Source organism: Chenggangzhangella methanolivorans, assembly GCF_042648545.1.
GTDB lineage: Bacteria > Pseudomonadota > Alphaproteobacteria > Rhizobiales > Methylopilaceae > Methylopila > Methylopila methanolivorans.
The window spans coordinates 154,934-170,647 of sequence record NZ_JBHRXS010000009.1 but is presented as its reverse complement, the minus strand read 5'-3'; the positions used below and the strand labels follow the sequence as shown (position 1 = coordinate 170,647).

Here is a 15,714-nt window from a genome sequence, read left to right as displayed (position 1 = left end):
AAGCGCGGCGACAATTTCGGCAAGGGCGAGATCGAGGGCGTGCTGGCGCCGGAGACCGCGGCGCACGCCGCCGGCACCGCCGCGCTGCTGCCGATGCTCGCGCTCGGCATCCCGGGCTCGGCGACGGCGGCCGTGCTGCTCGGCGGGCTGATGATCTGGGGCCTGCAGCCCGGGCCGATGCTGTTCGTCGAGCAGAAGGACTTCGTCTGGGGCCTGATCGCGTCGATGTATCTCGGCAATGTCGCCGGCCTTCTGATCGTGCTCGCGACCGTGCCGCTCTTCGCCGCGATCATGCGGATCCCGTTCGCGATCGTGGCTCCGATCATCCTGGTGGTGTGCGCGATCGGGGCCTACACGGTCGGCAACTCGATCTTCGACATCTGGCTAATGCTGCTGTTCGGGGTCGTGGGCTACGTGTTCAAGAAGCTCGGCTTCCCGCTCGCGCCGATGGTGCTGGCGCTGGTGCTCGGCGACCGCGCCGAAGACGCCTTCCGCCAGGCGCTGCTGGGTTCGGGCGGAAGCCTCAACGTGTTCTGGGCCAACGGCCTCGTCACCACGCTCGTCGTCCTCTCCGCCATCCTCCTCTTCTGGGGACCACTCTCAGACCTCATCGGATGGGCCAAGGGACGCGGCAAGTCGTCGGGCGGCGCGAGCCCGAGCGCAGCTCGCTAAGCCAAGGGCGTCATCCTGACGGCGCCGCAGCGCCGATCCGGGATCGTCCTCCGCATCGGCTTGAGCCTCATGCTGAAAGCGATCCCGGCTCTCCGCTCCGCTGCGGCCGGGATGACGCCACTGGATTGAGCACATGCACGGCACGTTCAAATCGCTGACCCGCAACACCGCCCTCGAACGCGCGCTCGGCAACGCGCTCGAAGGCGAGACGCGGTTCGACGCCTTCACCCGCGGCCGCTATTCGACCGACGCCTCGATCTACCAGATCATGCCGGCGGGCGTGGTCTTCCCGAAGTCCGAAGCCGACGTCCAGGCGGCGCTGACGATCGCGGCCGAACACGGCGTCCCCGTCATCGCGCGCGGCGCCGGCACCTCGCAGAACGGCCAGCCGATCGGCGCGGGGCTGGTGCTCGATTTCTCGCGCCACTTCAACGGGCTCATGGCCTTCGACGCCGAAGCGCGGACCGCGACGGTGCGGCCCGGCATGGTGCTCGAACATCTCAACGCGCGCGCCAAGAAGGACGGGCTGTTCTTCCCCGTCGAGCCCTCGACCCAGAGCCGCTGCACGCTCGGCGGCATGACGGGCAACAACTCGTCGGGAGCCCGGTCGCTGCGCTACGGCAAGACTGTCGAGAACGTCATCGGCATGCGCGCGCTGTTCCACGACGGCGAGGCGTTCTCGCTCGACGACGGGCCGGTGGGCGACAACGCCTCGACCCGCGCCCGCGATCTCATGTCCCGCCTGCTCGGCCTCGCGGACGCCCACCGCGCCGACATCGAGGCGATCTATCCCAAGGTCCAGCGCCGCGTCGGCGGCTACAACCTCGACGAACTTCTGCCCGCGCGGCCGAACCTCAGCCATCTGCTGGTCGGCTCGGAAGGCACGCTCGCGGTCACGACCGAGATCACGCTTCAGCTGTCGCCGCTGCCCAAGCATCGCGTGATGGGGGTCGCCCACTTCCCCGACTTCCGCTCGGCGATGGAGACCACCCAGCACCTGGTCGCGCTGGCGCCGGTCGCCGTCGAGCTCGTGGACAACAACGTGCTGGTGCTCGGCGCCGACATCCCGCTGTTCAAGCGCACGCTCGGCGACATCACGAAGGGCAAGCCCAACTGCCTGCTGCTGGTCGAGTTCGCGGGCGACGACCTGAACCTGCTGCGGCTCGACCTCAAGCGGCTCACCCAGTGCATGGCCGACCACGGGTTTCCGGACGCCGTCGTCGAGGTGCTGGAGCCCGCCCGGCAGGCCAATGTCTGGGGCGTGCGCGAGGCCTGCCTCAACATCATGATGTCGATGAAGGGCGACGGAAAGCCGATCTCCTTCATCGAGGACTGCGCGGTCCCGCTCGAGCATCTGGCCGACTACACCGACGCCGTCACCGCCGTGTTCGAGAAGCACGGCACGCGCGGCACCTGGTACGCGCACGCATCCGTGGGCTGCCTGCATGTGCGCCCGATCCTCAACATGAAGACGGAAGACGGCGCGCGGAAGATGCGCGCCATCGGCGAGGAGGCCTGCGAGCTCGTCCGCAAGTACAAGGGCAGCTTCTCGGGCGAGCACGGCGACGGCATCTCGCGCTCGGAATTCGTCGAACCGATGTTCGGCTCAAAGCTCACCCGCGCCTTCGAGCAGGTGAAGGACGGGTTCGACCCGAAGAACCACCTCAACCCGAACAAGATCGTCCGCGGCCCGAAGTTCGACGACCGCGAACTGATGCGCTTCGCGCCGGGCTACGAGACGCCCGCGCCCGCGACGCCCGCGCTCGACTGGTCCGAGCAGGGCGGCTTCGGGCAGGCCGTCGAGATGTGCAACAACAACGGAACCTGCCGGAAGATGACCGGCGGGACCATGTGCCCGTCGTACCGCGTCACGAAAGATGAGCAGCACCTCACCCGCGGGCGGGCCAACACGCTCAGGCTTGCGATTTCGGGCCAGCTCGGCGAGGACGCCTTCACCTCGGACGAGATGAAGGAGACGCTCGACCTCTGCGTCTCCTGCAAGGGCTGCCGGCGCGACTGCCCGACGGGCGTCGACATGGCGCGGATGAAGATCGAGTTCCTTTCGGCCTACCACGCCAAGAACGGCCTGCCGCTCAAAGAGAAGCTGATCGCGCATCTGCCGGCCTATGCGCCCTGGGCGGCGAAACTGTCGTGGCTCATGAACCTGCGCGACCGGCTGCCGGGCGCGGCGAAGCTCACCGAAAAGCTCCTCGGCTTCTCGGCCCGCCGCACGCTGCCGCAGTGGCGGCGCCCCTGGGCGCAGAAGGGCGCGCCGTCCGATCCGTCTCGCGTCGAGGGCGACGGCCGCGACGTCGTGCTCTTCGGCGACACCTTCAACCGCTACTACGAGCGCGAGAATCTCGAGGCCGCCGAGCGGGTGCTGGCGGCCGGCGGCTATCGCGTCCACCGCGTCGAACCGGCGGACCGAGGCCGGCCGCTCTGCTGCGGACGCACCTATCTTTCGGCCGGCATGGTGGAGGAGGCGCGGAAGGAAGCGCGGCGCACGCTCGACGCGCTCTCGCCATACGTCGCCAAGGGCGCGCGCGTCGTGGGGCTCGAACCCTCCTGCCTCTTCACGCTCCGCGACGAGTTCTTCGCGCTGCTTCCGAAGGCCGACGTCCAGCCGATCGCCGACGCCGCGCTGCTGATCGAGGAACTGATCGCGGCCGACAAACCCGAACTCCCGCTCAAAGACCAGGGCGGCCGCGTCGCCCATCTTCACGGCCACTGCCACCAGAAGGCCTTCGACGCCATGGGCGCGGTTCAGGCGGCGCTCAAGTCGGTGCCGGGCCTCGACGTCCGACCGATCGAGTCGAGCTGTTGCGGCATGTCGGGCGCCTTCGGCTATGGCGCGAAGACCATCGACGTCTCGATCGCCATGGGCGAGCTCTCGCTGCTGCCGGCGGTGCGCAATGCCGGCCCGGACGACGTCGTGGTCGCCGACGGGACCAGCTGCCGCCACCAGATCCATGACGGCGCCTCGCGCGAGGCGCTGCACGTCGTTCGAATTCTCGACTTGGCGCTGGAGGGCTGACGACCGCCGCCGACGCGATGCGACGCCCGGATCAACCGGGCGCGACATGGGAGGACTGGCATGCGAACCAAGAAACGGACGATGACGCTTGCGTTCTCGGTCGCCGCGCTCGCGGCGGCGACCGTCGCGGGCGGACCCGCGCTCGCGAAAGACTACTTCCTCGCCTCCGGGCGGTGGGACAACGTGGTCCTGGTCATCGACCTCGAGAAAGCGATCGACCCCAAGAACGACGCCACCCCCAACGCCGTGATCAACCGGCTGCGCGTGACGCCCGACATCGAGGTCGAGGGCAAGACCATTCCGGCGAGCGGCCAGCCGATCATCGTCACCATCGCGCCCGACGAGAAGCGCGCCTACGTCTCGCTCCACTCCGGCGCCACGACGCCTGAAAAGGCCGAGGCCTTCCAGCACGGCTGGCCCGGCATGGTGACGGTGGTCAATCTCAAGAAGGCGCTCGACCCTTCGGTCAACGGCACGCTCGGGGCCGTGGAGGGCTTCATCGACTCGAAAGGCTTCGGGGCGACCGGATTCGCGCTGCTGCCGGACGGCAAGCATGGCGCGCTCGCCCATGCCGAGATGAAGCACCACGAGGACGGCGGCCGCCACATCAACGTCGTGGACCTGAAGCGCATGGAGGTGACGTCGCGGATCAAGCAGCGCTTCGGCGAGCCGGGCTTCGAGTGCCCGCCGCCCGTGATCCCGAAGCGCGCGCCCGATCCGAACTTCGGCTGCTTCCCGGATTCGAACGGCGTCACCGTCAGCCCGCTCGGCGGCGGAACGATCTTCACGGCGAACGGCGGGACAGACGACGTCTCGGTCATCAGCGTCGAGAAGGCGCTCAAGGGGCTGGCCAAGCCGGAGGTCGCCCGCATCCCGATGCAGGCCGGCGGCTTCGGAATCTCGACGAGCCCTGACGGGACGCTCGTCGCCCACGCCTCGCGCGAGAACGCCCAGACAGGCAAGGAGGGCAACACCGTCTCGCTGATCGACGTGAAGAAGGCGCTGAAGAACCCCGCCAAGGCGGAAGTGGCGCGCATCCGCGTCGGGACCGACGACAAGAAGGTCGGCACCCGGCCGTTCGTCGCGGCCTTCACGCCGGACGGACAGCGGCTCGTCACCACGCAGTTCCGCACCGACAACGTCGACATCGTCGACGTGAAGAAGGCGCTGAAGGGCAAGAACGCCACGCTGAAGCGGATCACGCTCAAGACGCCGGACGGCGGACCGTCGAACCCGCGCGGGATCGCGATCACGGCCGACGGACGCTATGCGGCGATCACCGGCGTGCCGCGCGGAGCGTCGAACTCCAGCGTCGTCTGGATCATCGACCTCGAGACCTACAAGGTCCGCGGCCGGGTCACGCAGATCGGCAACGAGAGCTACATGATCGGCGCCTTCCGGGGCGATTGACGAGACCGAACGGCGAATCCGACGCGCGGCCCAGGGGCCGCGCGTCGCCTGCCTCATCGCCTCGTCGCGAAGCTTTGATGGCCGCTGCGTGCGGGGCCGGGGCCCTAGACCCTCCAATTTTGCATTCATAATTATCACAAATCACTGCTTGGCGCGTGCATAGTGATCGGCGGATCGAGGAATTCGATCGTCGATCCCGATGCGCCGGCGACCGCATGACCGGCGCTCCACAAGCATTTGGGAGACGGACCATGAGCGGCCGATACAAGATCCTGATCCTCGGGGCGTCCTACGGATCGCTGCTCGGGACAAAACTGCTCCTCGCCGGAAACGACGTCACGCTCGTGTGCCTGCCCGCCGAGGCCGAGCTCATCAACGCCGAGGGCGTACGCATCCGCATGCCGCTGAAGAGCGGCGAACGGGTCGAGGTCGACACGCGCAAGGCGCCCGGAAAGCTCTCCGCCGCGGGTCCCGACGCGGTCGATCCGGCGAAGTTCGATCTCGTGTGCCTTGCGATGCAAGAGCCGCAATATCGCTCGCCCGGCGTCCGCGAGCTGCTCGCGCGCATCGGCCGCGCCAAGGTTCCGGCGATGTCGATCATGAACATGCCGCCGCTGCCCTATCTCGCGCGGCTGCCGGGCGTCGACGTCCGCTCGATCGGCGCCGCTTCTGCCGATCCGTCCGTCTGGGCGCCGGTCAGCCCCGAGCTTCTCACCCTGTGCAGCCCGGACCCGCAGGCGTTCCGGCCGCAAGGGCAGCCCTCAAACGTGCTGCAGGTCTCGCTGCCCACGAACTTCAAGGCGACGCGCTTCGAGCAGGACGCCCACACCAAGATCCTGCGCGACCTCGAGGCGGGCGTCGACGCGGTGCGCTGGCCGGCGGGCTCGGACGTCGAGCTGCCGGTGAAGCTCAGGGTGCATGAGAGCGTGTTCGTGCCGCTCGCCAAATGGGCGATGCTGCTCACCGGCAACTATCGCTGCGTGACGCCGCAGGGTCCGCGCGCGATCCGCGACGCGGTCCATTCGGACATCGAGGCCTCGCGCGCCGTCTACGCCTGGGTCCGAGACGTCTGCGTCGCGCTTGGCGCGCAGGAAAGCGATCTGGTGCCCTTCGAGAAATACGCAAACGCGGCGAAGGGGCTGTCGAGCCCGTCCTCGGCCGCGCGGGCGCTGTTCGCCGGCGCGCAGAACATCGAGCGGGTCGACAAGCTCGTGCAGACGCTTGCGGCGCAGAGGGGGATGCGGAACGAGACGCTCGACGAAACCGTCGCGCTGATCGACGCGCGGCTCGAACAAAACCGCCGCGCCGCGGCTTGAATATGAATTCAAAATGACACGGGTCCCGGGCCGGACGCCGCGACGGCGCCCGGCCCGGGCGAGGGTCAGGAGCCCTTGGCCTTCTCGGCCATGCGCTTGGCGTAGTCGGTCGGGGCGATGCCCCACTTCTTCTCGAGCTCGACGATCTTGCCGGTCTTGAACCAGTCGTTGGTCGTGTCGGTCAGGAACTTCGCGAAGGCGGTCTCGCCGTGCTTCACGCCCATGATCCAGGGCGTCTCGAGAATGCCGGGCAGCGGCATGCCGTAGCCCTCGCTCCACTCGGCGTCGAGCAGCTTCCCCTGCACGAAGGTCTGGTCGTAGAGATAGCCGACGCACTCGCCCTGCTTCAGCGCGAAGAGCGGCTTCTCGGAGCCGTCGAAGGCCTTCACGGTCGCGCCGTACTTCGCCTCGACCTCCTTGTTGTAGAAGGCGCCCGAGGTGCCGCAGAGCGTCTTGCCCTTCAGCTCCTCCCAGTTCTTGAAGCTGGCCTTCTTGTTCATGAGCACGTTGACCGAGTCCGAATAGTATTGCGGGTCGATCGCGAGCACCGACTGACGGCGCTCGGGCTTGTCCGACATGGTCGCGACCACGAGGTCGATCTTGCCCTGGTTCACGAACTCGATGCGGTTCGACGAGACCACCGGCACGATCTCGAGCTTCACGCCCAGCCGCTGGGCGATGTCGGCCGCCAGATCTGGCTCGATGCCCACCACCGCGCCGGACGTGTCGCGGAAGCCGAACGGCTTGTAGTCGGCCTTGATGCCCACGATCAGCGTCCCGCGCGCCTTGATCGTCTCCATCACGTCGGCGGAAGCCGGGAGCGCCGCTCCGGCGAGCAGGAGGGCGGAAAGGGCTGCGATTTTGAGCATGTCGAGGTCCTGTTGTGTCCGGCGAAGGGCGCCGCGGCCCTGGCACGCAAGCGATATGCCACTTTGGTCGTATCCTGCTTCACGTTTGATCCAGCCCAGGGCGGCCTGCGTCGATCCCTCAGCTGGTCCATTTTGAGGGAGCTACGCGTTCCTGAGGGGCCCCGTCTGCGGACATGCGGGTCGCATTCCGCGTCAATCGTGGTTTTATCGCGCAGCGGCGCGCCAAGACGCCGCACGGAGGAGGAAGCGTCATGTCTGGCCATCACGCGCCGGATGCGCCGTCGCGCGCCGAGCTGCTGAACCGCCTGACAGGCGTCGTCGGAAGCGCCGACGTCCTGACCTCGGACGCCGAGACCCGCCGCTACGTCAAAGGCTTCCGCTATGGCGGCGGCCCGGTGGCCGCGGTGGTGCGGCCGGGCTCGCTCGTCGAGATGTGGCGGGCTCTCAACGTGATCGTCGAGGCCGGGCGCGCGGCGATTTTCCAGGCGGCCAACACCGGGCTCACGGGCGGCTCGACGCCCTGGGGCGACGACTATGACCGCGAGATCGTGCTGGTCAGCGTCATGCGGCTCAAGGGCGTCCACCTGATCGAGGAGGGCCGCCAGGTCTGCTGCCTGCCCGGCGCGACGCTCGACTCGCTCGAAAAGCTGCTGCGGCCGCTCGGGCGCGAGCCGCATTCGGTGATCGGGTCGTCCTGCATCGGCGCCTCGGTGCTCGGCGGCGTCTGCAACAATTCCGGCGGCTCGCTGATCCAGCGCGGGCCCGCCTACACCGAGATGACGCTGTTCGCCGAAGTCCGCGAGGACGGTTCGGTGGCGCTCGTGAACCATCTCGGCTTCGATCTCGGCGAGGATCCGGAGGAGCTTCTTTCTCGCGTCGAGCGGGGCGATCTGCCGGCCCCGCAGCCCAGCAACGCCTGGGCGTCGGACCGCGAATACGCGAGCCATGTCCGCGACGTCGACGCCGACACGCCCGCGCGCTTCAACGCCCATCCGCGTCGCCTGCGCGAGGCCTCGGGCTGCGCCGGAAAGCTCGCGGTGTTCGCGGTGCGGCTCGACACCTTCGCGGCCGAGACCGAGACCGCGGTGTTTTATGTCGGAACCAACGATCCCGCCGAACTGACCGAGATCCGGCGCCATGTCCTGGCGAGCTTCGAGACCCTGCCGATCGCCGCCGAGTACCTTCATCGCGAGGCCTACGACGTCGCGGCGAAATACGGCAAGGACACCTTCCTGTTCATCCAGAAGGCCGGCACGGACCGGATGCCGGCCTTCTTCAGCGCGAAGTCGCGCGTCGACGCGCTGACCGAGCGCCTGAAGCTCGGCGCCACGGTGTCGGACAGGCTGGCGCAGGCCGCCGCGGCGCTGACGCCGCAGCATCTTCCGGCGCGCATGAACGGGTTCCGCGACGCCTACGAGCATCACCTCATGCTGAAGATGGGCGGCGCCGGCGTGGCGGAGGCGCAGGCGTATTTGTCCGTGATCTTCCCCTCGAAGACCGGCGCGATGTTCCGTTGCACGCCGGAGGAGGGCAAGGCCGCGTTCCTCCACCGTTTCGCGGTGGCGGGCGCCGCCAACCGCTACCGCGCGATCCATGCGCGCGAGGTCGAGGACATCGTCGCGCTCGACATCGCGCTGCGTCGCAACGACCGCGACTGGGTCGAGCGCCTTCCGGCCGAGATCGAGGCCAAGATCGAGAAGAAGCTCTATTACGGCCACTTCTTCTGCCACGTCTTCCATCAGGATTACGTGGTCAAGAAGGGCCATGACTGCATCGCGGTCGAGCACGAGATGTGGAAGCTTCTCGACCAGCGCGGCGCGGAATATCCGGCCGAGCACAATGTCGGCCATCTTTATCACGCCAAGCCCGCGCTCGCCGATTTCTACAAAAAGCTCGATCCGACCAACAGCCTCAATCCGGGGATCGGCCAGACGTCCAAATGTCGGCATTGGGGCTGCGCGGATGCGGACGTCGGCGGCCACGGCCCTAGATGCGTGCCCGCTGCTGCGGAAGTCTGACGGATGTTCAGCGATGCTTAGGCTAGCGTTCAGGCAGGACGCCGAATTCCACGGGCGCCGGGCATCGAGGCGGTCGCCCCCAAAGAGACAAGAACAGGCAGGGAGAGCCCGATGATGGACCACGACGACGGAGACGCCCTCGAAGTCCAGGACTGGCTGGAGTCGCTCGAAGCGCTGAAGGAGCGGCGCGGCGAGGGCCGTGCGAGCCACATCGTCGACGCCGTGCTCGAGGCGGCGCGGCGCGAGTGGCTCTACGTTCCCCAATCCCTGACGACGCCCTACCGCAACACGATCCCCGTCGCCGAGCAGCCGCAGCTTCCCGGCGACCGCGCGCTCGAGCGCAAGCTGCGCTCCATCATCCGCTGGAACGCGCTCGCCATCATTCTGCGCGCCAACAAGGAGAGCTCGGAACTCGGCGGCCACATCGCCAGCTTCCAGTCGGCCGCGACCCTCTACGACATCGGCTTCGGCCATTTCTGGCACGCGCCGACGGAGGGGCATGGCGGCGACCTGATCTTCGTGCAGGGCCATTCCTCGCCCGGCATCTACGCCCGCGCCTTCCTCGAAGGACGCCTGACGGAAGAGCAGCTGCTCAACTACCGGCAGGAGACCGAAGGCAAGGGCATCTCGAGCTACCCCCATCCCTGGCTGATGCCGGACTTCTGGCAGTTCCCGACCGTCTCGATGGGCCTTGGGCCGCTGATGGCGATCTATCAGGCGCGGTTTCTGAAATATCTCGAAAGCCGTGGATTTGCTGAAACAGCAAATCGCAAGGTCTGGGCCTTCATGGGCGACGGCGAGATGGACGAGCCGGAGTCGATGGGCGCGATCTCGCTCGCGGGCCGCGAAAAGCTCGACAACCTGATCTTCGTCATCAACTGCAACCTGCAGCGCCTCGACGGACCCGTGCGCGGCAACGGCAAGATCGTCCAGGAGCTCGAGAGCAACTTCCGCGGCGCCGGGTGGAACGTCATCAAGGTGCTCTGGGGCACCGGCTGGGACGCGCTGATCGAGAAAGACAAGTCCGGCATGCTGCTGAAGCGCATGGAGGAGTGCGTCGACGGCGAGTACCAGACCTTCAAGTCGAAGAGCGGCGCCTATGTGCGCGAGCACTTCTTCGGGAAATACGAGGAGACCAGGGCCCTCGTCGCCGACATGAGCGACGACGACATCTGGAAGCTGACCCGCGGCGGCCATGACTCCGCGAAGGTGTTCGCGGCCTATGCGGCGGCGGTGAAGCACACGGGCCAGCCGACGCTCATTCTGCCGAAGACCGTCAAGGGCTACGGCATGGGCGAAAGCGGCGAAGGCCAGATGATCGCCCACCAGGCCAAGAAGATGACGGCCGGGGCGTTGAAGGGCTTCCGCGACCGTTTCCAGATCCCGGTGTCGGACGAGGACCTCGACAAGGTCCCCTTCATCAAGCTGCCCGAAGACGCGCCCGAGATGCAGTATCTGCGGGCCCAGCGCGCGGCGCTCGGCGGCTCGCTGCCGCAGCGGCGGCAGAAGTCCGAAGCGCTCGAGATCCCGGCGCTGTCGAGCTTCCAGCGCCTGCTCGACAACTCCGGCGAGCGCGAGATCTCGACCACCATGGCCTTCGTGCAGATGCTCGGAAGCCTCGTGCGCGACAAGCAGATCGGCAAGCGCATCGTGCCGATCGTGCCGGACGAGAGCCGCACCTTCGGCATGGAGGGCATGTTCCGCCAACTCGGCATCTACTCGTCGGTCGGCCAGCTCTACCGGCCGGAAGACGCCGACCAGCTGATGTACTACCGCGAGGACAAGCAGGGGCAGGTGCTGCAGGAGGGCATCAACGAAGGCGGCGCGATGTCGAGCTGGATCGTGGCGGCGACGTCCTACAGCACGAACAACGTGCCCATGATCCCGTTCTACATTTTCTACTCGATGTTCGGACTCCAGCGCGTCGGCGACCTCGCCTGGCTCGCCGGCGACATGCGCGCCCGCGGCTTCCTGCTCGGCGGCACCGCCGGCCGCACCACGCTGAATGGCGAGGGCCTGCAGCACGAGGACGGGCACAGCCACGTCTTCGCGGCCGCGATCCCGAACTGCATCTCCTACGACCCGACCTTCGCGTATGAGGTCGTCACGATTATCCGCGACGGCATGCGGCGGATGTATCAGGAGCAGGAGGACGTCTACTACTACGTCACCCTGATGAACGAGAACTACGCCCACCCCGGCATGGCCGAGGCCGCGGCGGGAGACGAGACCGAGGAGGGCATCCTTCGCGGGCTCTATCTGCTGCGCAAGGGCGAGCGCCAGGCGTCGGGCAAGACCGTCCAGCTCGTCGGATCGGGCACGATCCTGCGCGAGGTCATCGCCGCCGCCGAACTCCTCGAGAAGGACTTCGGGGTCGCGGCCAACATCTGGTCCGCCACGAGCTTCAACGAGCTGCGCCGCGACGGCATGGCGGCGGAGCGCTGGAACATGCTGCATCCGACCGAGGATCGGCGGAAGAGCTGGGTCGAGGCCAAGCTCGGCGCGCATGACGGGCCGGTGATCGCCTCGACCGACTACGTCCGCAACTACGCCGACCAGATCCGCGAATACGTGACCGCGGCCGGAAAGCGCTACGTCGTGCTCGGCACCGACGGGTTCGGGCGCAGCGACTACCGGGTGAACCTCAGACGCTTCTTCGAGGTGGACCGCCACTATGTGGCGGTGGCCGCGCTGAAGGCGTTGGCGGACGAGAACATGCTGCCCTCCTCCGTCGCCGCCGAAGCGATCGCGAAGTACGGGCTCGACCAGGGGCGCGCCGCGCCCTGGACGGTCTGACGGCGACATTCGGAGGACAAGACGATGAGCAATGCGATCGACATCGAAGTCCCGGACATCGGCGACTTCACCGACGTTCCCGTCATCGAAATCTTCGTGAAGCCCGGCGACTCCGTGAAGGCGGAAGACCCGCTGATCTCGCTCGAATCCGAAAAGGCCACGATGGACGTGCCGTCTCCTCGGACGGGCGTCGTCAAATCGGTCTCGATCAAGGTCGGCGACAAGGTCAGCGCCGGCGTCGTGATCATGCAGATGGAAGGCGAGGGGGCTCCGGCCGCCGCCGCCGAGGCGCCTGCGCGCACGAACCTCACCGCGCCGCCGCCGTCCGTCAGCGCGCCGACCGGCGTCGCCGAGGTGCGGGTGCCCGACATCGGCGACTTCAAGGACGTGCCGGTCATCGAGATCTTCGTGAAGCCGGGCGACGAGGTGAAGGCCGAGGATCCGCTGCTCGCGCTCGAAAGCGAAAAGGCCACGATGGACGTGCCCTCGCCGCTGTCGGGCAAGGTGCAGGACATCCGCATCAAGGTCGGCGACAAGGTGAGCGAGGGCGCGGTCATTCTGACGCTCGCCTCCGGCGACGGGGCGGGCGTGACGGCCGCGACGCCGGCGCCCGCGGTGAGCGCCGCCGCGGCTGCGGCGCCGGCGGCTCCCGCGTCAGCGCCGGGCGGGGCGATCGACGAAAAGGCCTTCACGCTCGCCTACGCCAGCCCCGCGGTGCGAGGCCTCGCCCGTGAGAAGGGCGTCGACCTCGGCAAGGTGACCGGATCCGGCAAGCACGGCCGCATCACCCGCGAGGACGTCGAGGCCTTCGCCCAGGGAGGCGGGAAAGTCGGCGGCGCGGCGGCGCCCGCCAAGGCCGCGTCCGGTCCTGCGGCCTCCGGCGGCGGGATCGGGGGCGTCGACCTGCTCCCCTGGCCCAAGGTCGACTTCGCCAAATACGGGCCGGTCGAGCGCAAGGAGCTTAGCCGGATCAAGAAGATCTCCGGCGCAAACCTCCATCGCAACTGGGTGGTGATCCCGCACGTCACCAACCACGAGGAGGCCGACATCACCGACCTCGAGCAGTTCCGCGTCCGCATGAACAAGGAGCTGGAGAAGAGCGGCGTGAAGCTGTCGCTGCTGCCCTTCATGGTGAAGGCCGCGGTCTCGGCGCTGAAGAAGTTCCCCGAGTTCAACGCCAGCCTCGACGGCGACAGCCTCGTCTACAAGAACTACTGGCACATCGGCTTCGCGGCCGACACGCCGAACGGTCTGATGGTCCCGGTGATCAAGGACGCGGACAAGAAGTCGATCCCCGAGATCGGCAAGGAGATGAACGACCTCGCCAAGCTTGCGCGCGAGGGCAAGATCAAGCCCGCCGACATGCAGGGCGGGACGTTCTCGATCTCCTCGCTCGGCGGCCTCGGCGGCACCTACTTCACGCCGATCATCAACGCGCCCGAAGTCGCGATCATGGGCGTGTGCAAGAGCTTCTGGAAGCAGCACTCCGCCGACGGCAAGAACTGGGAGGCGCGGCTGACGCTTCCTCTGTCCCTCTCATGGGACCACCGCGTGATCGACGGCGCCGCCGCCGCCCGCTTCAACACCCACTTCGCCGCTGTCCTCGCGGACATGCGGCGCGTGCTGTTCTGAGAGGGAGGGCGACGAGATGGCGAACCAGATCGAAGTGAAGGTTCCGGACATCGGCGACTTCAAGGACGTCGCCGTGATCGAGGTGCTGGTGACGCCCGGCGAGACGATCCGGGTCGACACCAGCCTCATCATGGTGGAATCCGACAAGGCCTCGATGGAGATCCCGTCCTCGACGGCGGGCGTGGTCAAGGACATCCGGGTCAAGGTCGACGACAAGGTCTCGGAAGGCGCGGTGATCCTGACCGTCGAGGCGGCGGCCGACACGGCCTCCGCCTCCGCGCCGAAGGACGCGGCCGCGGCTCCGGCCGCCTCGGCGCCCTCGGCGGCGGCCCCCGCGCCATCCGCCGCCCCGGCGCCGGCCGCCGCGGTTTACGGCGGCAAGGCCGACATCGAGTGCGAGGTCGTGGTGATGGGCGCAGGCCCCGGCGGTTACTCGGCGGCCTTCCGCTCCGCCGATCTCGGCATGAAGACGGTGCTGGTCGAGCGCTACGCGACGCTCGGCGGCGTGTGCCTCAATGTCGGTTGCATCCCGTCCAAGGCGCTGCTGCACTCGGCCTTCATCGTGGATGAGGTGGCGGCGCTTAGCCGCCACGGCATCTCGTTCGGCGCGCCGCAGGTCGATCTCGACAAGCTGCGCGGCTTCAAGGACGGGGTGATCGCCAAACTCACCGGCGGTCTCGCGGGCATGGCCAAAATGCGCAAGGTCGAGGTCGTCACAGGCGTCGGCGCCTTCCTCGATCCGCACCATCTCGAGGTCGAGACCTCGTCGGGCAAGAAGACGGTGAAGTTCGCCAAGGCGATCATCGCCGCCGGCTCGCAGGCGGTGAAACTGCCGTTCCTGCCGGAGGATCCGCGCATCGTGGATTCGACCGGCGCGCTGCTGCTGAAGTCGATCCCCAAGCGCATGCTCGTCATCGGCGGCGGAATCATCGGGCTCGAGATGGCGACGGTCTATTCCACGCTGAGCGCGCGCGTCGACGTCGTCGAGATGCTCGACGGCCTGATGCCGGGCGCGGACCGGGACCTCGTGAAGGTGTGGGAGAAGAAGAACGCTCCCCGCTTCGACAACGTCATGCTCAAGACCAAGACGGTCGGCGCCAAGGCGACCGAGGCCGGCATCGAGGTGACGTTCGAGGGCGAGAAGGCTCCGGCCGGGCCACAGCTCTACGACCTGGTGCTGGTCGCGGTCGGCCGTTCGCCGAACGGCAAGAAAATCGGCGCGGAGAAGGCCGGCGTCGCGGTCGGCGACCGCGGCTTCATCTCCACGACCAAACAGATGACCACCAACGTGGCTCACATCTACGCCATCGGCGACATCGTCGGGCAGCCGATGCTGGCCCACAAGGCGGTGCACGAGGCCCATGTCGCGGCCGAAGCCGCGAACGGCCAGCCCTCGCATTTCGACGCGCGCCAGATCCCCTCGGTCGCCTACACCGACCCGGAGATCGCCTGGACGGGCAAGACCGAGGAGCAATGCAAGGCCGAGGGGATCAAATACGGCAAGTCGGTGTTCCCCTGGGCGGCCTCGGGCCGCGCCATCGCCAACGGCCGCGACGAGGGCTTCACGAAGCTCATCTTCGACGAGGCGACGCACCGGGTGATCGGCGGCGGGATCGTCGGCACGAACGCCGGCGACCTGATCAGCGAGATCTGCCTCGCGGTCGAGATGGGCTGCGAGCCGGCCGACATCGGCAAGACCATCCATCCGCATCCGACGCTCGGCGAGTCCATCGGCATGGCGGCGGAAGTGTTCGAGGGCGTCTGCACCGACCTGCCGCCGCAGAAGAAGAAGTAGCGCCGGCGTCCAGGATCGCTTGAACGCGTTCTGGTATATGGTATGCCAAGATGCGGGCGTGTCCGCCGCCGTTCGAGACATGCGGCGGCGGCGAGCCTGTCTGGAAGAAAGTTCAACGACAAGATTGCCAGAGTTGCTCTAAAGGGAGCAAATGCTGCGCGGCCGTGGGCGT

Annotated in this window: 9 protein-coding genes; 8 read left to right on the top strand and 1 reads right to left on the bottom strand. The window is 67.7% G+C overall.

Going from position 1 to position 15,714, the window contains the following annotated elements; all coding sequences use genetic code 11:
• The 4 genes from ACFOWB_RS19710 to ACFOWB_RS19695 all read left to right on the top strand — a co-directional run.
• Positions 1-672, top strand: a 672-nt coding sequence (locus tag ACFOWB_RS19710; RefSeq protein WP_378148900.1) for a tripartite tricarboxylate transporter permease, incomplete at its 5' end; no start/stop codon positions are given.
• A gap of 133 nt (positions 673-805) precedes the next feature.
• A complete protein-coding gene (locus tag ACFOWB_RS19705) occupies positions 806-3,706 on the top strand; it encodes an FAD-binding and (Fe-S)-binding domain-containing protein (RefSeq protein WP_378148899.1) in 2,901 nt (966 codons plus the stop codon).
• A gap of 60 nt (positions 3,707-3,766) precedes the next feature.
• Entirely contained in the window at positions 3,767-5,116 is a 1,350-nt protein-coding gene (locus ACFOWB_RS19700; RefSeq protein ID WP_378148898.1) for a YncE family protein, read from the top strand.
• Positions 5,117-5,367: 251 nt separating this feature from the next.
• Positions 5,368-6,432, top strand: a complete 1,065-nt coding sequence (locus ACFOWB_RS19695; protein WP_378148897.1) for a hypothetical protein — start codon at positions 5,368-5,370, stop codon at positions 6,430-6,432.
• Positions 6,433-6,497: 65 nt separating this feature from the next.
• Here the strand turns inward: ACFOWB_RS19695 and ACFOWB_RS19690 are convergent, their stop codons facing one another.
• The gene (locus ACFOWB_RS19690; protein WP_261401952.1) at positions 6,498-7,301 is read right to left on the bottom strand and encodes a transporter substrate-binding domain-containing protein; all 804 of its coding nucleotides are present in this window, start codon (positions 7,299-7,301) and stop codon (positions 6,498-6,500) included.
• 251 nt (positions 7,302-7,552) lie between these two features.
• Here ACFOWB_RS19690 and dld point away from each other — a divergent pair, with 251 nt between their 5' ends.
• From dld to lpdA, 4 genes are all read left to right on the top strand, one after another.
• Positions 7,553-9,319, top strand: a complete 1,767-nt coding sequence (gene dld, locus ACFOWB_RS19685; protein WP_378148896.1) for a D-lactate dehydrogenase — start codon at positions 7,553-7,555, stop codon at positions 9,317-9,319.
• Between the two features lie 111 nt (positions 9,320-9,430).
• A complete protein-coding gene (gene aceE, locus ACFOWB_RS19680) occupies positions 9,431-12,115 on the top strand; it encodes a pyruvate dehydrogenase (acetyl-transferring), homodimeric type (RefSeq protein WP_261401955.1) in 2,685 nt (894 codons plus the stop codon).
• A 24-nt stretch (positions 12,116-12,139) separates the two neighbouring features.
• Positions 12,140-13,747: a dihydrolipoyllysine-residue acetyltransferase gene (locus ACFOWB_RS19675; protein WP_261401956.1), complete on the top strand. Its 1,608-nt coding sequence runs from the start codon at positions 12,140-12,142 to the stop codon at positions 13,745-13,747.
• 16 nt (positions 13,748-13,763) lie between these two features.
• A complete protein-coding gene (gene lpdA / locus ACFOWB_RS19670; RefSeq protein ID WP_378148895.1) occupies positions 13,764-15,542 on the top strand; it encodes a dihydrolipoyl dehydrogenase in 1,779 nt (592 codons plus the stop codon).
• Positions 15,543-15,714: the final 172 nt, after the last annotated feature.